Genomic DNA, 25,999 nt, shown 5'->3' with positions numbered 1-25,999 from the left:
AAAGAGTACAGATCATTATTGGCTCAACGCGATTCATTAAATACCCGTACCGGAACTTTGGAATCGCAGCTTGCACAATTGCAGAGCGATACCATGCGCCTGCACCGGCAGATAAGCGATTTGCTAAGCAACAACAGTTCCCTTACCAATAACCTCGATGTTACATCAACCAAAGCCAATCAGTTGGCTGCTGATCTGCAAAAACGCGAAGCCCGTTTAAAGGAGGTGGAAGATATTTTGAAAAAGCGTGATGAAGCCACAAATGCGCTCAAAAATAAATTGCAAAAGGCCCTGTTGGGTTTCCAGGCAAGCGGGTTAACGGTTGATATCCGTAACGGTAAAGTATATGTTTCGCTTACCGATAAATTGCTGTTTCCATCGGGCAGTATAATAATTGACGATAAAGGTAAACAGGCGCTGAAACAACTGGCAGAAGTATTGAATAAAGAACCAGACATCAACATGGCAGTTGAAGGCCATACCGATGATAAAAAAGTAAAAAATCTGGGCCAGATCAAAGACAACTGGGACCTGAGCGTACTACGCGCAACCTCCGTAACCCGATACCTTACCGAAGTAGAAATGGTTGATCCGCACAGGTTAACGGCTACCGGGAAAGGCGAGTTTCAGCCAATTGATGCTGCCGGCACTGACGAAGCCCGAACCAGGAACAGGAGGATAGAAATAGTGCTTACCCCTAAACTTGATGAACTATACAACCTGATAACTAAATAATGAAAAAGCTCCCGAAATGTTTCCGGGAGCTTTTTCATTATAAATGTGGTGAAACTTTCGGGAGAGGCTTTACTCCACCTCTTCCATCAAAGTATTAAAGATTACAAACTTTTCATCAAATTTTTGCTGATGGCTGGCCTGGAGCTTGTGAAGGTGATTCATATAATACTGCTGAAAATGCTCAATGCTGTCTGCATGGTATTGAACGCAGTAGGTAACCCCCTCGTTTGGAGAATCAATTACAGTTAATATCCGGTATGAGGTAAAAAGCCCCGTAGCCATTACGGCTGGTATGTGAACAGTTTTCATGTAATGAAGCCATTCTTCCTGGATGGTTTCATCCAATATTATAGTGTCGTTGTATACAATCATGGTGGTGCAAAAATAGGTATTTAAGTTGATTAGGTGAGCAATTGATTAAGTGAATGGTTGCGGGGGCTCAACAAATGCAAGGTCGATTGATCATGAATTTAAAACCATCTAACCACTCACCTAATCAACCACTCACCAACTTATGAATCCGTCTTATCTCCCCTCAGTAGCCTGAATCGCTTTCGTGCTTCATTGATCCATAAACTGCCGGGATAATCGGTGATGATTTTTTGGTACCAGGTTTTGGCGTTGGTTTTATCATCAAGGTGGTTCTCATAAATATCGCCCAGCATAAAAACAGCGTCATCGGCCCATAGCTCCGTTGGATGATCATCGAAGATTTTCTTAAGCAGGGCAACGGCATCAACGTAATTTTTCTGCTGTATAAAAATGCGCGATTTTGCCATCAGGATATCATCATTGAGGCCGTTGCCAGGGAATTTTTTGTCGATGCTATCAAGTGCCACCAGGGCCCTGGCAGGTTGCTCGGCAAAAATCTGCAGATCTGAACGGGCGTAAATTTTAAGGGCAGCCCCCGAACTATCAGCGGTGGTATTGTCGTTGATGAGCAGCAACAAGTTAAGCGCGTCATTGGCTATCAGTTGCGATGTTGCAGCTTTTAATACATCAAGTTGTCCCTTTGCCCAGGTAAAGTCGCCTGTATAATAGGCCAGTTTGGCGTTTCGGAATTTGGCATCCTGTGCAATGGCGGTATTCGGAAAATCCTTCTCAACCTGGCTGTATAAAAGGGTTGCTTCCCAGGGCAGGTTATTTAACAGGTAAACATCGCCAAGGTCGAGTTTGCAGGAAGCAAGCAGGTCGGTGCGGATGTTCGGGATGGTTACAGCGCTTTCCAATAATTTTTGGGCGTCGGTAATTTTATGCAGTTTAAAAGCCTGCAGATTGGCCAGTTTTTGCATAGCAAAAACGGTATTGTTATTCCGGCCAAATTCGGTAAGCAAGGCCATGTAATCCTGCTCCAGACCCAATAGGTCTGCCGGCAGATATTTGCCTGCAGTGATCTTTTGGTTTTTGGTATTGATAAGCTCAATTTTAGCGGGAATATACAAGGGATTGCTTACGCCTTTTGCAATAATATACTCATACCCGCGTATAGCAACATCATAGGCCTCGTTTGAGTTTAGYGTTCGGCAAAGTTYATAAATACTGTTCCCTTCATCATTTTGCCGGCGACTGAGAGCCAACGCCTGGTTAAGAGCAAGATCGTACTCCTTTTGCTGCATATATTGCCAGGTAAGCAATTCGGCATAAATGGTTTGTTGTGGTGCTTTTTGTATCCGTCTTAGTAGTGCACTTTTAAGTAAATTGTAATCGGTATCTCCTTCAAATATGTTGGAAAAGGTGGTTTCGGCCTGGGTAATAAAGCTGGGATTTGATGGCAGAAAATTAAGGTACTCTTCGATAAGCGACACCTTATCCCGTTTAAACCGATAAAGGTTTATCAGTTCATAGGTAAAGGCTTCATCACTTTTGAGTAGCTTACGACCCTGTAGAAATATTTTGATAGCGTAATCAATATTGGCATTCTGATAAAATTGGTTGGCCAGGTTGGCAATTTCCATTTGGTCTGCCGGCAAATTTTTAAGCAAATTGTCGTAAATCGCATCGGCTTTATCAAGGTTGCCTTGCTGTGTATAAATAGTACCCAGTACTATTTGATATTCATTAACGTTGGGGTGCTTGCGCGTCAGCTTTTTGGCTACACTTTCGGCCTCATCGAATTTTTTAAGGCTGAGCAGGGTGTTTATATAATAGGAATAATACGATTCATTATTTTGCTTGTATAGTTTCTGATAAATCTCAAGCGCTTTTTGAGGTTCGCCATTGGCATTATATTGCGTGGCCAGCTGAAGTTCATTGTTCTGTGCAAACAATTTAGCCGATCCAAGCCAAACAAAAACAATAAATGCAAATAAAGCCCTCATCTATTCAAAAATAGGGAATTAATATTATAACATGTCCGTTGGGGGTTAATATTCGTATAAGGATGCACCGGGTAAAATTGTAGTGACATTTTGTTATCGTCAACTAATTTTATCTAATTTGACCTGATTAATAAAATGGGGTAAAACTAAATATGTTGAGCCGGCTAAAGATTTTTTTGTTTATTGGTATTTTTACTGTTATATGTTCCTGCAAAGATCATGTAAAGCAGATCCCTATTGTTGATTTTTTTAAAACGCCCGAAAAAAGTTTTTTCAGAATATCGCCCGATGGCAAATACATATGTTATTTAAAACCATACAAGGATAAACAGAACCTGTTTATTAAATCGCTTACTGATGGTAGCGAACATATGGAAACCTCCTTTGAGGATTATCCGGTACGGGGCGATTACTTTTGGACCTTTAATAACCAATTGGTTTTTAACCAGGATATTGTAGCAAATGACGGCTTTAAAATGTATGCGCTTGATGTATCAAAACATAAAGTGCGCATCATTTTGTCGCTCGAAAAAGTAAAGGTAAGCTTGGTTAGCCGCAGCAGACAGCAGCCGGATATTATCACCGTGAGGATGAATAAACGCGACCCTGCTAATTTTGATGTATACCGGCTTAATATTAAAACCGGCGAGCTTACCCCTTACCTTATAAACCCAGGTAACATTACAGAATGGTTCCCGGATGCTGATGGGAAGATTCGCCTGGTTAAATCTTCCGATGGAGTTGATGAGGCTATTTTATACCGGCCCTATGACGCTGCGCCTTTTAAGCCTGTTATTCAAAATAATTTCAAAAATTCGGTAAGGCCCATAGCTTTCACCGGGGTGAAAAACAATTTTTATGCGCTATCCAACGTCAACCGCGATAAAATGGCGCTGGTTGAAATTAATGCAGAAGATGGCAAGGAGCAAAAAACCATTTTTAGTTGCAGCAAAGCTGATATAATGTATGTAGAATACTCAAAAAGCAAACAAAGGGTTGAGTTTGCCGGATGGGAAGAAGCCAAACCCCGAAAACATTTTTTGGCGGCTGATATTGAGAATATATATAAAAATTTGCAACAGCAGCTTAAGGGTGCTGAAATTAGGGTAGTTGATCGGGATAGCTCAGAGAACAAATTTATATTGTATACTTATACCGACCGAACCCCGGGGGCATACTATCTTTATGAGAAAATTACCGGCAAATTAATCAAACTGGGTGATCTTAACTCATCGCTGGTGCCCGATGAACTTTGTGCCATGCAGCCTATATCATACAAAGCAACAGATGGGCTAATCATAAACGGATATTTAACCATGCCACTGGGTAATAAAAAAACTAATTTGCCTATAGTAGTAATGCCGCATGATGGTCCCTGGGCCCGCGATTCGTGGGGATATGATGAGCAGGTGCAATTTTTAGCCAATCGCGGCTATGCCGTTTTCCAGGTGAACTACCGTGGATCAACTGGTTATGGCAAAGCCTTCAGAAGTGCAGGATACAAACAAGTAGGGGGTAAAATACAGGACGATATAACCGATGGAGTGCATTGGCTTATAGACAAAAAAATAGCTAACCCTAAAAAGATAGCCATTTTTGGCGGTCGTTTTGGTGGCTTCTCTGCTTTATATGGTGTATCTTTTCATCCCGAGCTATATAACTGTGCAGTTGTACAGTATGGGTTGATAAACTTTTTTACTTACATTAAAGATGCACCGCCTTTTTTTAAGCCTTATTTAAAAATGACATATGAAATGGTTGGTAACCCGGAAACGGATGCAGATCAGTTTCGGGCTATTTCGCCGGTTTTTCATACAGATAAGATAAAAGTGCCGCTGATTATTTTCCAGGGAGCTAAGGATCAGCGGGCCAACATAAGCGAGCTGAACCAATTTGTGCGCGAATTGCGTAAGCATGATGTAGACGTGAAGTATTTTTTAAAGCCCAATGAACGTGCCTTTTTTAGAAGTGAGCGAAACCGCCTTGAAATGTATACCGAGATAGAAAAATTCCTGGATGATAATATGAGGGTTAAACCATAACGGTTATGCCGGCACAAAAGAATGTTTACCGCAAAAATTTTTCGCTGATCATCATTTTCCTGGTGCTCATATCCATTACTTTTGTTGTTGCGCTTTTTATATCCTATAATCTCACCTCAAAGTATGTAGAGAATGAGTTTGCCTCCAAAAAAATTGAAGTTCTGGAGCAGACTATCAAGCCATACAATGATTTCTTTCAGAATAAGATACCCGAAATAACATCATACCAGGGCTTCCTTGATTCGGCATCGGCGGGGAAATACGCCGGCTCTGTTTTTCACGATTATGGTTTTGTTAAAAAAGTAGTTTTTCACGATGCGGTTATCGGCGGGCATACCATGCCAGTATCTATCCACAGAAATAACCTCACTATATCACTTAAAGCCACTTATTTGTTTGGTCATAAAAAAGGTAAAATGTGGAGTGCAAAACAGGTACACCCTGCCGATGAATCTGATTTTAGGGAAATGGCTGCCAAGTTAAGTAATTATATAACTTTTTCTGATACAACCCGGGTATCGGACCAGGATGAGTTGTACAAAACTTTTTGGGATGTTAAGCCTAATAAAATAACTTATACCAATATTTTGCGGCGGCAGGATGTTAAGGTATACCGCGAATTGCAGCACCGTAATACGCTTTCAGACTCCTATAAGCAAAATATGGTGACCTTTTATCTTGATCCTTTTTTACTCAAGGTAAAAAATACTCATCATGAGCTTTACCAAAATGTATCTATACAACCGGTAGTGTATGATCCTATCGATAGCGAAGGAAATAAACTAATAACCGAAGTATCGTTTCCCGGTGCTTTTTCTGATTATAAATTATTTTTTAGTTCGGAGCAGGGTTATTTAACCGCCGAAACTAACCGTAGGTTTATGCCTATAGGGGCAGCCGTATTATTGATAACGCTTTTTTTGGTGTTGATAGGCTGGCTCATTTACCGTAACCTTAATGTGAACATCAAATTGTTTAAACTACAGTATGATTTTATTAACAACTTTACACATGAGTTTAAAACTCCGGTTAGCGTAATAAAAATTGCCGGGTCAAACCTTAAAGGGGACGGAGAACTTACCGAACGACAACGCAAGCACTACGGTAAAATTTTGGATGAAGAGGCAGATAAACTAAACGATTTGATGAATAAGTTGTTATCATTCACCCAGCTTGAAAATAAATCTATTAGTATTAAAAAAGAAAAAATTATTGTTAACGATTTTGTGGGCCGGTATATTGGTTCTTTTAAAATTAAGTACCCCGATTTTAAGCTGAACTATACGGCAGAAGGCGTACATAGTTTTTACACAGATCCGGTACTTTTGGGCAGCGTTTTTCAAAACCTCATAGAAAATGCCTACAAATATTCGCACCCCAGGCAAAAGGAGCTTAATATAAATATAACGCAAAGAAAAGGAAAGATTGTATTTTCTTTTATTGATAGGGGAATAGGAATTCCTAAAAACGAACAAAATAACGTATTTGAAAAATTTTACAGGATAGAGAACCAATATAACCAAAACGGAAGCGTAGGTTTAGGCTTGGCATTTTGTAAAGAGCTGGTTAATTTTATGAACGGAGAGATTACGGTTAACAGTAAAATTAATGAGGGTTCGGAATTTATAGTTACGCTTCCAAACGAAAATTAAAATATGAACAAAGAAATTAAGATTGCGCTGGTTGAAGATGATGAAAACCTGCGTTTCCTGGTTGCAGAGCGTTTGCAAACCGAGGGATATAAAGTTTTGGAGGCCGATAACGGCGACGATGCAGAGATTATGATACTGGCCGAACAGCCAGACATTGTACTGCTTGACTGGATGCTGCCCGGCAAACCAGGATCTGAAGTTTGTAGCAACATCAGGGAAAAGGGCTACGATAAGCTGGTAATACTAATGACAGCAAAAGCCCAGGATGTTGACAAAATTGAAGCCTATAACTTTGGCGTATCCGACTATTTTACCAAACCGTTTAATATGGATGTGCTGGTGGCTATGATTGATAACAAGATCAAATTCAGCCTGAATAGTGAAAAAGCAGAATCGTACAAGTTTGCCAATATGGAGCATTTACCCAATACGCACCTGCTGATAAGGGATGGCCGTAAAATTGAACTTACCATACTGGAGAACCGGATATTGCTTTACTTTTTGAAAAACAAGAATAAGGTAATTAACCGGGAAGAACTGATGATGGAAGTTTGGGGCTACAATGCCGATGTAAACACCCGCACACTGGATATGCATATAGTACGTTTGCGTAAAAAAATAGAAACCAATGCCGATTCGCCGCAATATTTGCAAACAGTAAGGGGCATTGGGTATAAGTTTGTGTATAATCAGTAAAAGGGCTTTTTCTCCTCAATTGCGAAATCACTAAGAAGCTGTTTAAATTGGGTTTATTAATGTTTTTATGCTTCTAATGAAGTACATAACCACTATCATTGCGAATAATCACCAGCTAAGCTGGAAAAACAGTGATGACATGTATGGATACCACAACTGCCTCGTGATCGTCATTGCGAGGAGGTACGACGAAGCAATCCCCAAAATACAGATCGGATTTACGCAGTTACTCTGTAAGCTGGCGATTGCTTCGTACCTACCCATGACGTGTTTGCAAGAAAAAGCCTTTTGTCATGCTGAACGTAGTGAAGCATCTATTATTCGCCATGCCTCTTCGCCCTGTACAGTCTGCGAATAGATCCTTCACTACGTTCAGGATGACAAAACTTATAAAACATCATTTCCCCTTCAGAGTTTCGTGAAATTTTATCACTCGACGGATAAGAGGTTTGCGTTTATATCGCAATGACGGTTATATTGAGCTTATTACTTCTCATACACCCTCGCCACTATAAAATCATTAAAAAAAAGCTTTTCATCTAAAATCCTATATCCATTCAAATTAAAACAGCTGCTAATCTCCGGTAACTTACCGGCCTCTATCCCACAGATCAATCTAAAAAAAACAAACATGCTTTTAAGCAAAAATCCATGCCACCATTTACCTGTTAACTGGAAATCGCAATTGAGCCATATACACCCTGGCTTTAACAGAACATGGATATGTTCGAACACGGTTTTTAAAGTTTTATTGGTAAAGTTATCAAAAAGAAAAGGGGTGATCACTGCGTCAAAATCCTGGGAGAGGGATACATTTTCGATTGCATTATTTATAAAATTCACCTGGTTATTGCGTGTGTTTCTTTTTTGGGAAAGCGCCATCATCCCCGCAGCAACTTCAACATAAGTAATGTATAAACCCGATGGATAAAGTTTAGTTAGCTCTTCCAGTATCCAGCCTGTGCCACCGCCAACTATTAGAATTTTACTGCCAGGTTTTACATAACCGAGCAAATAAAGCTGTGCGTTTACTATCGCTTTACCATATACCAACCGCGAAAGGCTATCATAAAACCAGGCGGAATTATTAAAGTTTGCAGCCATATTAATGGCTTTTAAAAACCAGGTTAACGGCTAAGAGAACAACATATTGCAATATGAGTACGCCATCCATAAAAAAGAAATAATAGTATTCATCTTTTTCCCGGCCGGATTTAAAGATAAGCCAGCCTGTAAGGAAAACGGTGAGTGTTAATGCAAAAAAATCGGCACTAAAACCGTTTTGCCTGAACAGGAAAAGCAGGCCTACATAGCCAGCCAGCAAAACCTGGCAAAACAGGTAAGCATTTTTTTCGCCCCAAACTACCGGGATGGTTTTTAAGCCCATTGTCCGGTCATCAAACAAATCGCGGATATCAAAAGGTATAGTAAGCGCACCAATAAATAAAAACCTTTTAGCTATTAGTATGGTAGTATCACGCATAGATATATCAGTTGCGTGGTGATGCATTGATTCAAGTACCGGGAACAGTACGCAGCTCATAGTCCATACCAGGGTGATAAGGAATGGTTTCAGGCCGGGTATATTACGCAGCCCAAACTTTTGTTCGCCAACTGCAAATAGTGGTAAACCGTAGCAAAATGATAAAATACCCAAAAAGATGAGCAGTATTTTTGATTCCGTAGTGATCAGGAAAAACAGGGGAACAAGAGAGAGCAGCGAAACTATGGTAAACGTTACCATCAACCGGTAATGGTCAAAAAACCAGCGTACACGTTTGTAGGGCGATGCTTCGGGTTTTTTAGGTTTGGTAATGAGTATGCAGAAATTATATATACCTAAGGTAGAGGTGAATAGTAATCCCAAAACGGATAAAACAGGTTTGGATCCGATGAGGTGAAAGGTAACCAATGCCTGGGCCACAGCGCAAAGCGACATGAAGATATTACTGAACAGCAGAAAATCAAAAACTGATTGAAATATTTTCTTCATGGGGTAATGATCTGCCCGCTTTGATCTTATGCTTTGCTTCCAGAAGGATCGTGCCCGGCTTTTAATGTAAATATCGTAATCTCAGGCAATATTCCAACTCTGCCGTATAAACCAACAAAGCCATAGCCAACATTTACATATAATTGCTGCTTGTTATGCTGATAATGTCCGGCCCATTCCGGGTAAACATATTTGATAGGACTCCACTGAAAGTCTTGGTAACGCACACCAAATTGCATACCATGTGTATGACCGGAGAACATTGCGTCAATCTGCGGATATTCTGGTAGCACCTGTGCCCGCCAGTGAGATGGATCATGTGAGAGGAGGAGCTTTACGGGTAGGTCATTGGTGTTTTTTGTAGCCAGATCCATACGCCCATACTTAGGGAAACGACTAAATTCTCCCCAGTTTTCAACACCAAGTATCCCTATTTCCTCGCCATTAACTTTAAGTCGGCGGCTTTCGTTCAGCAACAGGTCCCAACCCATGTTTTTGTGGGTAAGTACCAGGGCCCTGTGGTCTTTTTGTTTATCGGCGGGATTTGACCAGTCAGTATAATCACCATAATCATGATTGCCAAGGCATGAATAAACACCAAGCGGAGCCTTTACTTTTGCAAAAATATCCTGGTAATACCGCATTTCGCTGGCTTCACTGTTAACCAGGTCGCCGGTAAAAAATATAAAGTCGGGTTGTTCCTTCAACAGCATTTCCACACCGCCAAGTACCGCTTTTTTATTATAAAAACTGCCCGAATGGATATCAGAGATCTGCCCCAGTTTAATGCCATCAAAAGCTTTGGGTAAATTAGGCAGATACAGGGTTTGGTATTTTACATGATAATCGTACAAACCTTTGGGCATATTAATCTTAATGGCAGCTAAAGGCACAGCACCCGCCAGCAAACCGGCTTTCATCAAAAATTCTGACCGGGGAATAGCATTGGGTGGGGATAGGGCGGTGTTTTTTGCAGATAAGTTTGTAAACCTGGCTTTGCGCCATACCAGTATCCGCCTTACATCATCAATTAGCAAAAAAGGCAAAAATGTTAGCTTTCCTATAAATGTAAGGGAGAAGATTAGCAAACCCGCTGCGCGTACACCAAGCCCCAAATGAAAATAGAGCCCGGTTAGCAAGCCTCCAATAATTAAAATGCAGCTTACCCAATAAAAAATGGTAAACGGCTTTCTACGCACCAGCTCCCACTTTTGAAAGGCCCCGCGTATGCCGTGCCATACATACAGATCAATTAGCAATAGTGCCGTAATAATCAGGATAATGTTAAGCGTCTGTTCTGCCATTTATTGCAAAAGTATCAATTATAACGGTCGTCATCTAAATCAAGGTCATCTTCGTCAGGCTGCAGATTAAACAGGCTGTTAAACATATCCGAGAAAGCAAAACCGTTATCTAAAAATCCTTTGTTTAACTGCGAAAACTCTGAAAGACCATGCAGCACAAACTCCATGAGTAATAATTGCTGGTTTTCTGTTAAACGCGGATGGAGCTTTTTAACCAGGTCTTTTAACCCGGCAACTTCATTAAGCTCTTTTTTGTAATCAAGTAATGACATATCATCAACCAAAGCCAGGTTGTTACCTTCGCCAAACCAGTTAATAATGCTGGCGTAAGGGTTTACTCCTTTTGACTTTTTAGCCTTTTCCGGATCGGGGAAAAATTCAAGGAGTGTGGTTTTAATAGCCTTGCCTATCAGGATATTGGCCACCTTGCCAGGGCCTTCCAGCTCACCTTCATAAACGAGCTCAATTTTACCGGTGATGGCAGGGATAACACCCAAAAAGTCGGTTATACGCACAAAGGTATCTGGCTCATGGTTCATGATCATGCGGCGCTCCGCATTACTGATCAGGTTTTCATAGGCCGAAATAGTTAAACGGGCCGATACTCCCGATTTTTTATCAATATATTCGGAACTGCGTGCTTCAAAGGCAATTTGTTCAATAAGATTTTTAACCAAATTGTCGGCTTCAACAGTGTTCCGCTGCTCATCTGTGAGTGAGGCTTCTTGCTGAGTTATTTTTCTTGAAATTTCAACCGTGCGCGGATAGTGTGTTAAAATCTGGCTTTCAATCCGATCCTTAAGTGGTGTAACAATAGATCCACGATTGGTATAATCTTCGGGGTTGGCAGTAAATACAAACTGGATATCCAAGGGCAAACGCAGTTTAAACCCACGGATCTGGATATCTCTCTCCTGCAAAATGTTAAATAATGAAACCTGGATACGGGCCTGCAAGTCGGGCAATTCGTTAATCACAAAAATACCACGGTGTGCACGTGGGATTAGYCCGAAGTGGATAACGCGTTCGTCGGAGTAAGTTAATTTTAATGTTGCCGCCTTTATAGGGTCAACATCACCAATTAGGTCGGCAACGGTAACATCGGGTGTAGCCAGTTTTTCTGTATACCGTTCAGAACGATGGATCCAGCCGATAGGAGTATCGTCGCCTTTTTCGGTTATGGTACTATGGCCAAACCATGAAATGGGGTTGTAAGGATCATCAAACAAATCAGATCCTTCGATGTAAGGTACATATTCATCCAGTAAATTGATCAACAAACGTGCAATACGGGTTTTTGCCTGGCCCCGTAAACCCAGCAACAAAATATTGTGGCGAGACAGGATGGCTGTTTGCAGATCGGGTATTACTGTATCCTCAAACCCAATAATGCCTTCAAAACCGCCTTCACGTTTTTTTAGTTGCTCAATAAGGTTGGTACGTAGTTCATCTTTAACCGAACGGCTTTTGTATGCACTTTTTTTAAGCTGACCGAGGGTTTTAATATCTAATAATTTATTCATGTTTCTTTTGTAGTCCGGAAAGTCGGAAAGACCGAAAGTCCGGAAGGTTGTTTTTATTGATATAATAGTTTTCCTTCTTTCGGACTTCCCGGACTTTCGGGCTTCCCGACTAAAAACTATCTTACCGTTTTCCTTCTATTTTTAATATAATCCTCAAAAATATATTCGCCCAGACCATTTAATGAACTGTAGAAGGCCTTGCCGCCGTTTGTCTCTGTAAACTGGCGTACAAACTGCTGCAGGTAGGGGTCCTTTGCTATCATAAACGTTGTGATAGGTATTTTTAAGCGTTTACACTGGGCAGCCATATTCAGGGTTTTGTTTACCACTTTTCTATCAAGCCCAATGCTGTTTTTATAATACTTGGTACCTTCTTTTAAACAGGTTGGTTTACCATCGGTGATCATGAAAATCTGCTTGTTGTGCGTTTTACGGCGGCGCAGCAAGTCGACAGCCAGCTCCAGGCCCGCGTATGTATTGGTATGGTAAGGCCCAACTTGTAAATACGGCAGGTCTTGCAGGGTTATAGGCCATGCATCGTTACCAAAAACAACAATATCAAGGGTATCTTTTGGATATTTGGTCCTAATCAGTTCGGCAAGGGCCATGGCTACTTTTTTTGCCGGGGTTATCCTGTCTTCTCCATAAAGGATCATGGAATGCGATATATCGATCATCAGCACGGTAGAAGTAAGGGTTTTGTAGTCCATTTCCTCCACTTCCAGGTCGCGCTCCGTCATCATAAAATCACCGATTCCGTGGTTTACCTGCGCATTGTGAATAGATTGAGTCATGTCAATCTGGTCCAAACTATCGCCAAACTCAAACTCCCGCCGTTCTGCGTTTTTTTCATCCCCCTGGCCCGATTGTGGTGAAATGTGATTGCCTTTGCCCGATTTTTTGAGCTTACCAAAGATCTCTTCCAATGCCGATTGGCGAATGCTTTGCTCTGTTTTTGCCGTTATGTTGAAACCGCCGCTTTGCTGGTCATCGCTCAGGTAGCCTTTTTGTTTCAGTTCGTCAATAAAATCGCCTATACCATACTCGTCGTTAGTAAGGTTATATTGTTTATCAAGCTCGTTAAGCCAGGCTAAAGCTTCGCCTGCATCGCCCGAAGTGTAGTTGAGCAATTCAAGAAATAATTTTAATAATTCTTCAAATCCGCCTTTAGGGATCTGGTTGGGTTTAAACTTGGAAAATCCAAAACCGCGCATATTTTGTCCTTTCTTAATATAAAGGAACGGATAATTATTCTTAAAAGTTTGGAGTAGCGGGGATTAAAATAAATTGTTAGGTAAGTATGACAATTTGATAGATGTGCAGATTTAAGATGTGCAGATTTTTATTTGAAAATTTGAAAATGGAACCGCTATCCAATAATAAAGGCCAACAGTCATTTTGACTATCGGCCTTGAGCATTTTTGAATTTTTACTTTTGAATTTTGATTTAAATATACGCCAAACTACTCAACAGCTCTGGCGGATAAATTGGGTTTGCACCACGCTGACTGGCAACAAAAGCCCCTACAGAGCAGGCTTTATCAACCACAATTTGCATGGGGTGGCTGGCCAGTAAACCGGTTACAAAGGTAGCCAGGAATGCGTCGCCCGCACCTACCGAATCGCCTACTTTTACAGGGCAGCCAGGGCTTTCATAAAATTTATGATCGTGCCAAACTATCGCCCCGTTTTCGCCGCGGGTTACGCAAATGGTTTGGTTATGATATTTGGAACGAAACTCTGCTATCTGGTCTCTTATCGAATTATTGCTGCCACCTATCAGCAGGTTGGCTTCTTCTTCGTTCATCTTCACAACATCGGCACGCGCTACCAGGGTTTCTATGGTTGAAAGTGTAAAATGAGGAGGGCGTAAGTTTACATCAAAAATTTTGAGTGCAGGGGTCTCATCAAGCAGGTTAAGCAGTGTTTCGCGGGTAGTTTTTAGGCGACAGGCAAGGCTGCCAAATACAATGGCCAACGCTTTTTTAGCAGCTGTATTAAGCACCTCAGTTGTTTCGATATTATCCCAGGAAACAGGTTCGGGAATAATATAGGTTGCCTGGTTGTTTTCATCCAGCTTAACGGTAACCTCGCAGGTAGGGAACTCATCAGATTGTTGGATCAGGTCGGAGTAAAGGCCGTTGGATTTAAGGAACTCAATCAATGCGTCCCCACTGTTATCCATGCCAACAGAGCTGGCAAAAGTAACGTTTACGCCTTGCTGCACCAGGTGCCTGGCCACATTCATTGGTGCTCCCCCTGCTTTTTTACCATCGCCAAACGCATCCCATAAAACTTCGCCAAAGCTTAATACCTGATTTTTCATAAGTGAGTTTTTTGTTAAGGCAGTAAAACTCAAATATAGTTGATTTTTTGTCTGAACCGGAATTTTTAGAATTTAAGAATTTTTAGCTTTTTTTATCATTATGTTTAATTCATATTTTCGGTAAATTCAGGTTCCACAAAATTCCTATCTTCAAACTATGAAAAAAATCATCCCGTCTTTCTTCTTGCTACTGGTTTCTTGTTTTTGCTATGCCCAGGATAAGCAAGCCATATTAACTGTGATGCATAAGCAAGAACTTGCCTGGAACCGGGCAGATATTGAAAGCTTTATGCAGGGTTATTGGAAATCAGATTCGTTGGTATTTGTAGGTAAAAACGCGCCTGTTTATGGCTGGCAAACTACGCTCGATCATTATAAAAAGCGATATCCGGACAAGGCCGCTATGGGACAGCTTAAATTTACTATTATGCAAGTAAAAGTACTGGATGCTACTAATGCTTTTGTTTTAGGCGGATGGCACCTTAAGCGTGTTAAAGACGATTTAGGCGGCTATTATACCCTCTGGTTCAGGAAAATTAATGGTGAATGGAAGATAGTATGTGATCATACTTCTTAGATTTGAGGCAGAATTTTTTGAGATGAAGAGAGGATTGGTCATAGGAAAATTTATGCCTTTGCATAACGGGCATATAGCCTTAATTAATTTTGCTTTGGAGCACTGCGATGAACTGGTTGTTTTGGTAAGTGCCAGTGATGATGAGCCAATACAAGGCGCCAGGAGATTGGAATGGGTTACCGAAACCTATAAAGACAATAGCAAGGTTAAACCCTGGTTATTGAATTATGATGAAGCGGTTTTGCCCAATACTTCGGCATCGTCAGAGGGGGTATCCAGGCTTTGGGCTGATTATTTGAAGGTGCAATTGCCAGCCATTGATGTGATTTTCGCCTCAGAAGCTTACGGTGCATATATGGGTCGGTTTTTAAACTGCGAGCACATTATATTTGATGAACCCCGCAAAATAGTGCCTGTATCTGCCACGCAGATAAGGAATGATCCTTTTACTTTCTGGAATTTTTTACCTGGTGTTGTAAAGCCTTATTTTATCAAAAAGATCTGTCTGTATGGCACCGAATCAACAGGTAAAACTACTTTGGCAAAAAGGCTGGCTATTCATTTTAATACGGTAGATGTGCCCGAAACGGCCCGTGAGATACTGGAACATACCCATGAATGTACAGAAGAACATTTAATCCGGATAGCCGAATTGCATGCACAAGCTATCAATGAACAAATAAAACGGGCCGATAAACTGTTGTTTGTTGATACCGATTTAAATACAACGCGGTCATACAGCCGGTTTTTGTTTGATAAGGATTTGGACGTGTCTGAATGGGTAGCAGCAGTTAATCAGTTCGATCTTTATTTATATCTTGATGCCGACGCTCCTTATGTGCAGGATGGAACAAGACTTAACGAGGCTGATAGAAACAGACTAAATGAAAGCCATCGGCAGGAACTAATTAACCGGGGCATCAGCTACGTTTTAATACCGGGAAATGAGTGGGAGGAAAGGTTTAAAAATGCTGTTATAGCTGTAAATAAATTTATCTCCAGATAATTATATTTTGATCCTACCCCTATCGATCCACTTGCGCTTAAATCCTGGCAGGTTTTCGCCCAATTGTTTTTTTGAAAAGCTTTTTAAAAAAAGATAAGCTTTCAAAACCCATGGCATAACAGGTTTCTGTAACGTTTTATCCTGCATCAGCAGATTTTCGGCAATATCAACCCGGTATTGGTTCACAAAATCGGCAAAAGTAATAACCGAACTTACAACGGCTTGCCCGCAGCTAATTCCTTATTAGCCCATTTAACAGCCAGTTCCTCGCGAAACTTGGCGTATTTTTCTTTGAAAGCCATTTTTAGCACACTATCAACACCGCCTTTGATGGCCAGGTTATACAAGCTTGCAGCCTTACGGCTTACAGATGCGTCCCATGCGCGCAGGCTCAGGGAGTATGATCCGTCGATGTACTTCATCCAGTGCCAGTAGCCTGTAGGCATAAACAGGGTATCGCCATGTTCAAGAAATACCTCGGTGCCTTCTACTCCATCCAGTGCCGGGAATTTTTTAGTGTCGGGGTTTAATACATCATAATCCTCTAACGCATAAGTAGCATTAGGGATACAGTATAAACGGCGTTTCCATTTATTCTCGAATAAGATCACATGCTTGCGTCCCCCAAAATGGGTATGGAAAATATGCGGAAGATCGATATCGTAATGTAAAAATGTAACCGAATTTGAGCCACCAAAAAACATGGCCGGCATACTTTCTAAAAAGCCACCCATGAGGTCTTTAGGGAGTACAATATCATCCAATAGCTGCGGAGCCTGTTTAAAGATATTAAAGAAAAAGATGCGCAGCTCGGTAGGCTGGGTACGAATCATATCGATATACTCATCAAAGGGCATTTCGGTAGCCGATGAGTTGATAGGTTTTGATGGATCGGCTTTGGAGTTGTCATACAAAGGCACCACCTTTTTGCCAACCACTTCTTTTAAATATTCAGGTGTCCATTTTTCGCGGGCAGGCCAGCTTTTGGTGAGCCCCTTAATTACTAATGGGCGACGTGGGTTTAAATAGTTCTTCTTAAAATCCTCAGGAGAAATATTTTCAACGGTATCAATTGGGCTAAGTATAAAACTCATATAGGGTACTTTCCAGGGCTGTTTATTTTAACATTGACTTTATATTACCAAAAAGTAAACAAAGGAACGAAATAAAACTTCAAAAGGAAAGTTTTCATCAGTCAGTTTTCCGGCTGCTAAAAGGACTGCCTATTACAAACCGTCTGCTGCTCGCTCTTTAATTCGGCATTAAAACGGAGTTTACTATATGTATTACGCCGTTACTTTGGTTTACATCGACAATGCTGATGAATGATTTTCCGCCTTTTTCGTCAACCAGGTATAGTTTTGTGCCTTGTGCCATTACAGTTAAAGTGCCACCGCTTACGGTACTCAACTCGGCTTTACCATGACCTTCCTTTACTTTGGCCAGCAAATCGGCCGAACTCATTTTGCCGGCAATTACGTGATAAGTTAATATTTTTATAAGGCTGGCTTTGTTGGCAGGTTTCACCAGGTTATCAATCGTACCTGCAGGCAATTTACCAAAGGCTTCGTTAGTTGGGGCAAATACAGTGAACGGCCCCGCCGAGGATAAGGTAGGCGCCAGGCCGGCTGCTTTAACAGCGGTTACCAACGTAGTATGATCCTTAGAGTTGGAGGCGTTTTGTACAATGTTTTTATTGGGGAGCATGGCTGCGCCGCCAACCATTTTTGTTTGGGCGTGTGCTTTTGGCGCTACTGCAAAAGCTGCTAACACCAGGGTCAAAACGATGAGTTTTTTCATAATTACAGGATAGTGTTCATATTTATGTAAGATACGGTTAGTAAATATAAACGGTTTTAATAACAGTTTTGATTTGTTACAATGCTATTGACCATTTAACAGATTAATGGTTTATTGCTTAAAAAAATAAACCCGCGGCAATGTTATCGGCATAAAGCTTACCGGTAGCAGTAAGATAAATGGTACGCTCTTTTTGGGTGATCCACTCTTTGTCAAAAAAATTCCCAGCCGAAATCAGCAATTGGTCCGAAGAGCCTCCTGCGATGGCATTAAGCCTGTCCAGATCCAGTCCCCACATGGTACGGATGGAGGTCATGATGTACTCGTTAAGACGGTTTTCTTCGGTAAGGGTTTCTGTTTCTGCGGGTATTGTACCGGTAATGATGGCCTGTATGTATTTGGCATTGTTGGCAATATTCCATTGCCTTACCTCGCCGTTGTAGGAGTGTGCCGATGGACCTATCCCCAGGTATTTTATACCTTGCCAATAATTGGAGTTATGTTTTGAATATTGGCCTGGTAAGGCAAAGTTCGAGATCTCGTAATGCTCAAAATCATGATCAGCCATGGCTTGCACCAGCACCATGAACTGGGCAGCGCTTTGCTGATCGTTCATGGGCGGTTGCTTTTTTTTGCTGATGAATGATGCCAGGGCGGTTTGCGGTTCCACCGTCATGGAATAAGCTGATATGTGCGGGATAGATAATTCAAAAATTTTATCCAGGTTTTGTTTCCACTTGGTATCGGTAAGTAAAGGGTAGCCGTATATCAAGTCGGCTGTGATGTTTTCAAAGCCGGCATCCTGTACTCGTTTTACTGCCGATTCTGATTCGCGGGCGCGGTGGGCCCGGTTCATCCATACCAAATCCTCATCAAAAAACGATTGGATGCCAATGCTAAAGCGGTTTATATTGGTTTGTTTAAACGCTTTTACTTTGGCTACGTCAAGGTCATCGGGATTAGCCTCCAGTGTAATTTCGGCATTTGAGGCTACGGTATGCTGTTCTGTTATCGTATTAATAAGCAGGTGAATTTCGTCGGCTGCCAGCACCGATGGGGTGCCACCTCCAAAATAAATAGTTTCTACTGTTTCGCCATTCAGGTAACTCTTTTGCAGTTTAATTTCGCTTACCAATGCCTGCACCAACTCGTCCTTATATTGCGGCGACGTGCTGAAATGGAAATCGCAATAATGACATGCCTGTTTGCAAAAAGGGATATGAATGTAGATGCCTGCCATCAGAGATTTTTAAAATGCAAAAGTAAACTAAGAATTCTTCAAAAATTGAACAAGTGTTAGATGTATTTTGGTTAAAAAAAGGCTTAGATTAATATCGGATTCCAAGATTATTACATATTAACTTAAGCATTTGTTCTGGGAGTTGTTGTTTGCCTGCCAAAAACAGGTCTACTTCTTCTTGCCGACCAATTATGGGTTTTAACATCGGCCTGAGTAAGTCGAAGTTTTTTATAGTAAGCCTAATAACATCAGATATGTCCAACTCAGGTAAAATAAGTTTGGTATCCTCATAGTGTTTCACTAATGGCAGCAATGAACTTAATTCCTCAAATTCGGGTGTATCTGGTCGGGCGTCAAAAATAGAAATAGCTCTGTTTAAGGCCTGCTCATATTCTACCTTTGTTCTGTAATCCAGATCGCTTTCTACATAAAGTGGCCTGGGATGTACGGTTACTTCTTTAATAAAATTAATATTGACTGGGTTGCCGTCCGCATTTACCATTATTTCTCCCGTATGCTTTATTGAGGACGACATCGGCGGCGGGGTAAGTACGACGGTTGTTTTTATAACTCGGAAATTTAAACCCGGATTTTTGGCCCGTTCTTTTTTAAACTCGGCATGCATATAATCTTCCAGTTCTTTTCGTGTACCCAGCCAAGAAATATAAGTGGTTTTAAGCAAATAATTAGTACGATACTCAATTTGGTATTCGCCATTATTTAATGGCGAGGACGCAGAAGAAGACTCACTCGGGGATGATCTTTCAATTTGCCGGGATATACTTTTTGCTTCCCTATAAGGAAAATCCCTAAGCCAGTTTAAAAAAGCTGTTTGCGCTTGGGGCTGCTGCTGAATATAGTCGGCTATCTTATTCTTTGCGATCAAATTTATTTCCATAGTTCTAAGATACAAAACCGATGACGTATTACATGCAATGTAAACTGACCATTAATTTTTCGACTCCGTTAATTCCGTTTGTTACTTATATGTTACTCTTAACAAATAAGATGCTGAATATCAATTAGTAAATATATTCCTGCCATGCGGCAAAGGTATATATAAGTATTTATCTGTATAAAGATTATTCAAATACGGCGACAACTGGTAGCGAAGGAAAGCAAATCTTTGGCGGGGTTTCTCAATATTGTATTGAAGATCGTAAAGTTCTTTCCAAAACTCACTCTTAAAAACTTCTTTCGCAAGCCTGTACTTTACATCATCTACATTTTGTCCGTAGATTTTAGTCGGTGTGAAAGAGTAAGATTGGTGCCAGAACTGTTCTCATTAATTAACTTTTGTCCCAATTATTATATTCTGCAAGGATGCAAGAAACACTATCCTGATGACGGGATACCGAGTAGAAGATACCCCCGGGGAATATATGGAAGGTCATGCTATTTTGTGCCGGATGTCATTTTTTTGGAAATTGGTAGTATCTAAATTTGGTAGTACATTTCGGTTTACAGTAAGGAGGAGATATGCCAAGTCTGAAATTTAATTTTTCACACCCGGTTAAAGGCCGTGCCTGTTTGAGGCGCCTTTGTGGTGATGCGCAGTCAGCTCAGGAGATCCTGGTTGACAGTAAAGGAAAAAAAGATTTTGAAGTTCCTCTTGGCCCATGTGATGATGGCAGATATCGATTCATCCTTGACTGGGAATACGAAGACAGGCAATTTACTCACCTGACCGAATTCCTGATTCGTGCACAGCGACTGATGCTGCATCCAGACTGATAAAAATACTTCAAACCGGAATATTCGATTGTTAACCAATAAACAATCCGTCATGTTAGGAGAATTAAACGAAAACTGGATAGAGGCTTTATTAAAAAGCCAGATGATTGGCCGGATTGGCTGTCACGCCAAAGGGACAACTTATATTGTTCCTGTAAATTATGTCTACGATTGCACGCACATTCTTGCACACTCCACAGAGGGTCTCAAGATTAGTATGCTGCGGGAAAACCCGGAAATATGTTTTGAGGTTGATCATATAAAAGATATGGTTAACTGGGAATGTGTTATCGTATGGGGCGTTTTTGAAGAAATAACAGATCTGAATGAAAAACTACAGGCAATGCAGAAACTCATTGACAAGATCAGCCCTTTTCTTACGGGAGATAACACGCACCCATCGCATGGTATAACGGCCAGGGAAAGCGACATCGGAAATGACATCGAACTCATTCTTTATAAAATCCGTATCAGCAAGAAAACGGGGCGGTTTGAACAAACAACCAGCTGAAAAACTTTGGCAATAATTTATCTGATACTCTTACCCGGTCACGTGATACTCATCAGTTTCCCCCTGAACTTAAGTGGAATTAAGCATTAAAGCCAAACATGGGGTGATATAATAATATAGTTTGTAAAAATAGCTCGGGTACTTATATAATCATGATCGTGCTAAATAGAGTCCGCTCAAAATCAATGCTGCTGAAAATTGCAATGATATTGCTCTGAAAAAAATGCCGAAGCTCATTTTAGTTCAAAAAAAGTCATCTGACGCCCGATTAATATGACTGTTTTTCCCGACATAAGATCATTATAAAATATGACCGTCATCAGTTTTATACTGCACACAAACAGGCAGTTTTACATCACAAATTAGATGTGTAAAGTCATGAAAACAATAGTAATTGCCACCGATTTTTCAGATGGGTCGAAACAGTTGGCCCGTTACGGATTTGAACTGGCCAAACAATTACGTAGAACAAAACCAATGATCCCCCATATATTTATATGAACACAATCGCCGTACTGACCGATTTTTCAGAAAGATCCGTCCACGCTACCCGTTTTGCCATGCATATGGCCAAAAAGATGAGGGCAAAAGTATTATTGTTCTCCCTTAGCGCTGTTCCGGTAAACCTAAACCTAAACCTACAGCTCGTGCCGGCCGGTGAGCCAGAGCATTTGCTGGATTCTGGTAACGCGCTGGCAGATTTTACCTTTCGCATGGAGATGGACCTGAAGAACGGATCATTTCCGGGCTCTTCTTTACCTGAAGTGGCATTTAACGATGAAGGCCCGGAAATCGTGGATATAATGACAGCCATCATGAAGAATAGCGAGATCGCTATGATTGTTACTTTTCCTTTCGGTAAAGATGACCTGGTGACGTATATGCTCGGCGATGCCTGTAACAGGATCATTGACTGGGCCACCGTTCCGGTGCTTGTTGTACCTGAAAGCGCGGCAATCAAAAATTTTGAAAAAATTGCCTTTGCTTCGCAGCTTCACAAAGAGGATATTAATTCCATCGCCGAATTGGGCGGTCTGATGGAAGGTTTCGCAGCGGAATTGATGGTTGCCCACCTGAATGAAAATCCCGCAGACACTTGTATCGAGGAAGCCGAAAAACAACTTAACCGTGACTTGTATCAAAAACTGAACTTCGGAGGGGCTTATTTCCGTAGTATCCCCGATAAGAATACCCAGAAAGATTGGAATTGGTTGAAAGCCAATAAAAAAACGGATCTGCTTGCAGTTGTCCAGCAACCACGGGAACAAATGGCAAGGTTCTTTAAAAGAGGACAAAGTAGTCAGGCCACTTATCATATCACTATTCCGGTGATCATACTCCCCTCAAGACCCTGAACACTTAAAAGAAATCAAAAGGAGGGCCTTTGCCATGGGTGAAGGCCCTCTCCTTGTTTTTACCTTATATCTCTATTCTGCTTAATTTCGCTTCCGAACAGGTTAGCTCGCCGATCCAATCCTGAAAAAACTGGTTGGTGTGGTATGCAGATTCAACAAAAAGCGTTTTATAATAGCTAATACCATCCTGCAGTTGTAACTTGAATTTAGTCAGTTGCTTCCTTTTTTTATCGTTCAGATCCTTCAATTGGGGTTGTAGATCATGTTGCAGGTAGTCAATATATAGATTCAGCTCTTTGATAAACATATGGGGCCGTTTGATCTTGTTCAACAGGTCTATGTTCCCGTAAATATGCCTGACCATTTCTTCCAGGGTATAAATCCGGGAAAAATACGCCAGGTTAGGCCCGGGACAGATGGCAACCGCTTTGTTTTCCCGCGGTTTGAGCATATTATATTTGATATAGGCAGATGCGCAAAGGCCTTCGCAAAGGCATACTTTTTCAACTATAGCCTGAAATTGATGTTCATATTCCTGCTTTCTAAGGTCCATGGTTTGCAGTTGCTGCAGTTTAAGATGTTGGTATTCACGGGAAGCAGTGCAAATGGGCTGCTCGGTAAACTCCGTATCCGTGCACAAATATTTTTTCGTGCATGGACTGCCTGGCCGGTTATTGTCGAGCCTTTTCAGGCGGAGTGCTTCCGATGTGCTCTTTTTAAAGTTATTGAATTTAATGCCAAGAGGAGAGGCATCGCTCACAAAATAATCATCTTCCCCGGCATGTTCCAGTTGCTCCAGCGTTTCCTTATCCACGTTGGTGACCTCCGGGACCAGTAAAAAAGGGCTACCCCAGCCGGTAGCGTCCATTTGGTAATGATCCAGCAAAAATTCGTTTTCCGAGGCAGTGCCAATCCCGCCTTGAACACTCAGGCGTTGCAGGGGTATTTTAACGCAGTTGATTCCCTTTTCAGCCAGCGCGTTTTGGTAGCTCATTGAAAGCTCTTCCAGCATGTCCTTACGTTTCTGCTTAAATTCTTCAAGGATCGGTCCAAGCAGAAAGCCCTCTGTTGCAAAAGCGTGGCCACCGCAGTTAAGGCCGGATTCTACGCGTAATTCTGATATCCATATGCCTTTTTTAGCCAAAAATTTCGCCTGGATAAATGCGGAACGAAAATCACTCACCTTCAGGATGACTTTTTTACGCAGCTGGCCGTTTGCGTCCGGATAGAAATCCGCGAATGTTTCCAGGTAACTATATAAGCGGGGGTTCATACCCGCAGACATGATCACCGAAGAATGCAGGCTGCTTTTGGCAAACCCGCGAAGTGCCGCCAACGCATCCGTATTCAGGTCGCCGCTGGAATCGCCGTTTACCGTGTAATTCATTTTATCTACTTTAGACATGATATTGACATCAATAGCACCCGGTTTCATTTCTTTTTTAAGTAATTCCTGAAAGTGTTTTTTTTGCCATTCATCCCTTACCTCCAGCATTAGGTCATAACCCTGCCTTAAACGTGTATTTTCTGGAAGCAGCTCAAAATAACGACACAGATCGTTCCCGGCTTCAAATGGCAAAGCTTTCAACTCTTCAAACTGCCGGTCAACCAGGCGATCAACCAGGTTCAGGTAAGCAGTGATCCTTCTGGCTCTGGCGTCATCCTCCTTTTTTAAAATGGGGATAAAGGCCTCACCGGCAAGCTGCGTATGGTATTGGCGCATCCTTTCAATCAGTTCATCATCAACAATAGACATGGAGGAGGATATGCCATAACGGGCAACCTTTAAAGGAGTATCAATGGAATAGCCCAGTCCTAAAACGGGGATGTGAAACGTATGACTCATATTAATGGGATTAGCTTGATTTAATTAAATTTTGAATGTTGGGTTTTGCCAAAAAATTAGTTGTTTTGCCCGCAGCAGTTCTTCCATTTCAAGGGCTTTAGGGAAAAGGATATTGTTTTCCAGATGGAGATGTAAATGCATGTCCTCCTCATAGGCCGCAAGCAGCTTGTAGAGGATAGAGCAGGTGTTAGAAGTATAGATAGGGGCTACATAGCCATTGGTTAATTGCCTGATCAGCCGGAAATCTTCTGCTACTTTTCCACTGTCTGCCTGCATCAAATAAAGGAGCTCTGAAATATGTCCAAAGTCTGCTTCCTTTATTTTTGCACCGCTCTTATAGGCTGTATTTAGCATAGTTAAATAAGGAAATAATATTGTTTCTTCTTCGGCTCCTTTTAGTTCGAGCGTTTTGCCTGTGTTAGCAAATAAATCTGCGACCTGCTTAATTTCGGGGTTACGTACCCGGTCAGATTCGGCAACTTTGTACGCCAGTTCGGTAATAAACCGGGTTTGTGTACTTACAAAGCGATGATGGAACTCGATGATATAGTTTGTCAGAAAAGCGATGTCCCAGCTTAGGTAGTTCGCTTCTTTTTCAGGCGCCACCGAATCTATTTCGGCCAATTGCAGCCATACCTCTTCATCGGACAATCCCTTTTCTTCGCAGGCTTGTTTGATGGTTTTATTTCCGCTGCAACTAAAATCTATATCCAGGCTTTTAAACACCTGGGCTTTCCGGTACTCCCTTGAAACGATCTTTCCTATCGTATCCCCATCGCTGCTTATCGCTTTTTTTATAATTTCTATTCGCCAGATTGCCGGCCCATTTTCAGGCACCTTCCATTGAAAGGCCTTCCCGCGCTTGTTCAGCAGCAGATGAAAAAGTGGCCCGGGTTCATGATCATCAATAATGATCATGGCGTTTTCCGGCCTTAAAGCATCAAATTTTTCGAAAATGACCGGATGCTTTAAACCAGGTTCAATTGCGGTTATATCTATTATCTCGGGTGTGTCCATTCAAAGAGTTTGCCCGCAAAGCTATTCTGTGATGGTTGTTCAATAAATGACCAAGGTCATATATCGCTGAAATTCGTATTGTTTTATTGCGGAACAAGAAAATTTGTGAAGCAGAAACGGATGTGATTGATTTGTGGGTAAAGAAAAAATTAATTCTTATAAATATCAAAAGGTGCTTGGCTTGTCAGGCAAAAAGATATTCCCTGCCAGGCGGCAACGCATAACCTGAATTCTGCTAAAACATATTGACCGGGTAATGGAGAATCAGGTAAAAAGTGACGGAGATCATCTTTTTAAGCAATCCAAATCATTTCAGAGTTAGGG

25 protein-coding genes are annotated in these 25,999 nt (G+C 41.4%); 10 read left to right on the top strand and 15 right to left on the bottom strand.

The window, feature by feature from the left end; genetic code table 11:
* The coding region (locus AC1DQW_RS23620) for an OmpA/MotB family protein (RefSeq protein WP_477456304.1) at positions 1–735 on the top strand (735 nt) is incomplete at its 5' end.
* A gap of 69 nt (positions 736–804) precedes the next feature.
* Here AC1DQW_RS23620 and AC1DQW_RS23615 read toward each other — a convergent pair.
* Both AC1DQW_RS23615 and AC1DQW_RS23610 read right to left on the bottom strand, forming a co-directional pair.
* On the bottom strand, positions 805–1,107 hold the full coding sequence (locus AC1DQW_RS23615) for a DUF4286 family protein (protein WP_477456303.1): 303 nt from the start codon (positions 1,105–1,107) through the stop codon (positions 805–807).
* Positions 1,108–1,247: 140 nt separating this feature from the next.
* Positions 1,248–3,053: a tetratricopeptide repeat protein gene (locus AC1DQW_RS23610; RefSeq protein WP_477456302.1), complete on the bottom strand. Its 1,806-nt coding sequence runs from the start codon at positions 3,051–3,053 to the stop codon at positions 1,248–1,250.
* Positions 3,054–3,205: 152 nt separating this feature from the next.
* Between AC1DQW_RS23610 and AC1DQW_RS23605 the strand changes: the two genes are divergently transcribed.
* The 3 genes from AC1DQW_RS23605 to AC1DQW_RS23595 are packed head-to-tail and all read left to right on the top strand — an operon-like array spanning position 3,206 to position 7,443.
* Positions 3,206–5,095, top strand: a complete 1,890-nt coding sequence (locus AC1DQW_RS23605; RefSeq protein ID WP_477456301.1) for an alpha/beta hydrolase family protein — start codon at positions 3,206–3,208, stop codon at positions 5,093–5,095.
* A 5-nt stretch (positions 5,096–5,100) separates the two neighbouring features.
* Positions 5,101–6,747 carry a sensor histidine kinase gene (locus AC1DQW_RS23600; protein WP_477456300.1) on the top strand — a complete coding sequence of 549 codons (1,647 nt, stop codon included), beginning with the start codon at positions 5,101–5,103 and terminating at the stop codon, positions 6,745–6,747.
* A gap of 3 nt (positions 6,748–6,750) precedes the next feature.
* A complete protein-coding gene (locus tag AC1DQW_RS23595; RefSeq protein ID WP_477456299.1) occupies positions 6,751–7,443 on the top strand; it encodes a response regulator transcription factor in 693 nt (230 codons plus the stop codon).
* A 486-nt stretch (positions 7,444–7,929) separates the two neighbouring features.
* On the opposite strand, the gene AC1DQW_RS23590 is transcribed toward AC1DQW_RS23595, so the two are convergent.
* The 6 genes from AC1DQW_RS23590 to AC1DQW_RS23565 all read right to left on the bottom strand — a co-directional run bounded on the left by AC1DQW_RS23590 (position 7,930) and on the right by AC1DQW_RS23565 (position 14,589).
* On the bottom strand, positions 7,930–8,547 hold the full coding sequence (locus AC1DQW_RS23590) for a class I SAM-dependent methyltransferase (protein ID WP_477456298.1): 618 nt from the start codon (positions 8,545–8,547) through the stop codon (positions 7,930–7,932).
* A 1-nt stretch (position 8,548) separates the two neighbouring features.
* The gene (locus AC1DQW_RS23585) at positions 8,549–9,436 is read right to left on the bottom strand and encodes a UbiA prenyltransferase family protein (RefSeq protein ID WP_477456297.1); all 888 of its coding nucleotides are present in this window, start codon (positions 9,434–9,436) and stop codon (positions 8,549–8,551) included.
* Between the two features lie 26 nt (positions 9,437–9,462).
* Positions 9,463–10,740, bottom strand: coding sequence for a metallophosphoesterase (locus AC1DQW_RS23580; protein ID WP_477456296.1), 1,278 nt, complete (start codon positions 10,738–10,740; stop codon positions 9,463–9,465).
* Between the two features lie 14 nt (positions 10,741–10,754).
* Positions 10,755–12,263 carry a sigma 54-interacting transcriptional regulator gene (locus AC1DQW_RS23575; RefSeq protein ID WP_477456295.1) on the bottom strand — a complete coding sequence of 503 codons (1,509 nt, stop codon included), beginning with the start codon at positions 12,261–12,263 and terminating at the stop codon, positions 10,755–10,757.
* 116 nt (positions 12,264–12,379) lie between these two features.
* The gene (locus AC1DQW_RS23570) at positions 12,380–13,477 is read right to left on the bottom strand and encodes a vWA domain-containing protein (RefSeq protein WP_477456294.1); all 1,098 of its coding nucleotides are present in this window, start codon (positions 13,475–13,477) and stop codon (positions 12,380–12,382) included.
* 233 nt (positions 13,478–13,710) lie between these two features.
* Positions 13,711–14,589, bottom strand: coding sequence for a carbohydrate kinase family protein (locus AC1DQW_RS23565; RefSeq protein WP_477456293.1), 879 nt, complete (start codon positions 14,587–14,589; stop codon positions 13,711–13,713).
* 157 nt (positions 14,590–14,746) lie between these two features.
* Here AC1DQW_RS23565 and AC1DQW_RS23560 point away from each other — a divergent pair, with 157 nt between their 5' ends.
* Both AC1DQW_RS23560 and AC1DQW_RS23555 read left to right on the top strand, forming a co-directional pair.
* The gene (locus AC1DQW_RS23560) at positions 14,747–15,166 is read left to right on the top strand and encodes a YybH family protein (RefSeq protein WP_477456292.1); all 420 of its coding nucleotides are present in this window, start codon (positions 14,747–14,749) and stop codon (positions 15,164–15,166) included.
* 22 nt (positions 15,167–15,188) lie between these two features.
* Positions 15,189–16,172 (top strand): AAA family ATPase, encoded by a 984-nt coding sequence (locus AC1DQW_RS23555; protein ID WP_477456291.1) that lies wholly within the window; start codon positions 15,189–15,191, stop codon positions 16,170–16,172.
* Here AC1DQW_RS23555 and AC1DQW_RS23550 read toward each other — a convergent pair whose 3' ends face one another.
* The 5 genes from AC1DQW_RS23550 to AC1DQW_RS23530 all read right to left on the bottom strand — a co-directional run bounded on the left by AC1DQW_RS23550 (position 16,173) and on the right by AC1DQW_RS23530 (position 20,110).
* A complete protein-coding gene (locus tag AC1DQW_RS23550) occupies positions 16,173–16,358 on the bottom strand; it encodes a hypothetical protein (RefSeq protein WP_477456290.1) in 186 nt (61 codons plus the stop codon). It lies immediately after the preceding gene.
* A gap of 26 nt (positions 16,359–16,384) precedes the next feature.
* Positions 16,385–17,266 carry a cupin-like domain-containing protein gene (locus AC1DQW_RS23545; protein WP_477456289.1) on the bottom strand — a complete coding sequence of 294 codons (882 nt, stop codon included), beginning with the start codon at positions 17,264–17,266 and terminating at the stop codon, positions 16,385–16,387.
* A gap of 157 nt (positions 17,267–17,423) precedes the next feature.
* Positions 17,424–17,972, bottom strand: a complete 549-nt coding sequence (locus tag AC1DQW_RS23540; RefSeq protein WP_477456288.1) for a fasciclin domain-containing protein — start codon at positions 17,970–17,972, stop codon at positions 17,424–17,426.
* A gap of 118 nt (positions 17,973–18,090) precedes the next feature.
* Positions 18,091–19,212, bottom strand: a complete 1,122-nt coding sequence (hemW, locus tag AC1DQW_RS23535; protein ID WP_477456287.1) for a radical SAM family heme chaperone HemW — start codon at positions 19,210–19,212, stop codon at positions 18,091–18,093.
* Positions 19,213–19,300: 88 nt separating this feature from the next.
* Positions 19,301–20,110: a hypothetical protein gene (locus AC1DQW_RS23530; RefSeq protein WP_477456286.1), complete on the bottom strand. Its 810-nt coding sequence runs from the start codon at positions 20,108–20,110 to the stop codon at positions 19,301–19,303.
* A 581-nt stretch (positions 20,111–20,691) separates the two neighbouring features.
* Here AC1DQW_RS23530 and AC1DQW_RS23525 point away from each other — a divergent pair.
* From AC1DQW_RS23525 to AC1DQW_RS23510, 4 genes are all read left to right on the top strand, one after another.
* Positions 20,692–20,946, top strand: a complete 255-nt coding sequence (locus tag AC1DQW_RS23525) for a hypothetical protein (protein WP_477456285.1) — start codon at positions 20,692–20,694, stop codon at positions 20,944–20,946.
* A gap of 52 nt (positions 20,947–20,998) precedes the next feature.
* The gene (locus AC1DQW_RS23520) at positions 20,999–21,457 is read left to right on the top strand and encodes a pyridoxamine 5'-phosphate oxidase family protein (RefSeq protein ID WP_477456284.1); all 459 of its coding nucleotides are present in this window, start codon (positions 20,999–21,001) and stop codon (positions 21,455–21,457) included.
* Between the two features lie 378 nt (positions 21,458–21,835).
* Positions 21,836–21,958: a hypothetical protein gene (locus tag AC1DQW_RS23515; RefSeq protein WP_477456283.1), complete on the top strand. Its 123-nt coding sequence runs from the start codon at positions 21,836–21,838 to the stop codon at positions 21,956–21,958.
* Positions 21,955–22,812 (top strand): universal stress protein, encoded by an 858-nt coding sequence (locus AC1DQW_RS23510; protein WP_477456282.1) that lies wholly within the window; start codon positions 21,955–21,957, stop codon positions 22,810–22,812. Before AC1DQW_RS23515 ends, AC1DQW_RS23510 begins: the two co-directional genes overlap by 4 nt.
* A 64-nt stretch (positions 22,813–22,876) precedes the next feature.
* On the opposite strand, the gene AC1DQW_RS23505 is transcribed toward AC1DQW_RS23510, so the two are convergent.
* Both AC1DQW_RS23505 and AC1DQW_RS23500 read right to left on the bottom strand, forming a co-directional pair.
* Positions 22,877–24,658 carry a hypothetical protein gene (locus AC1DQW_RS23505; RefSeq protein ID WP_477456281.1) on the bottom strand — a complete coding sequence of 594 codons (1,782 nt, stop codon included), beginning with the start codon at positions 24,656–24,658 and terminating at the stop codon, positions 22,877–22,879.
* Between the two features lie 24 nt (positions 24,659–24,682).
* Positions 24,683–25,675, bottom strand: coding sequence for a DUF542 domain-containing protein (locus AC1DQW_RS23500; protein WP_477456280.1), 993 nt, complete (start codon positions 25,673–25,675; stop codon positions 24,683–24,685).
* Positions 25,676–25,999 lie beyond the last annotated feature (324 nt).

The organism is Mucilaginibacter sp. P5_A4 (genome assembly GCF_056400605.1).
The sequence above is the reverse complement of the archived record's forward strand: the minus strand, read 5'-3'. Positions and strand labels throughout refer to the sequence as shown.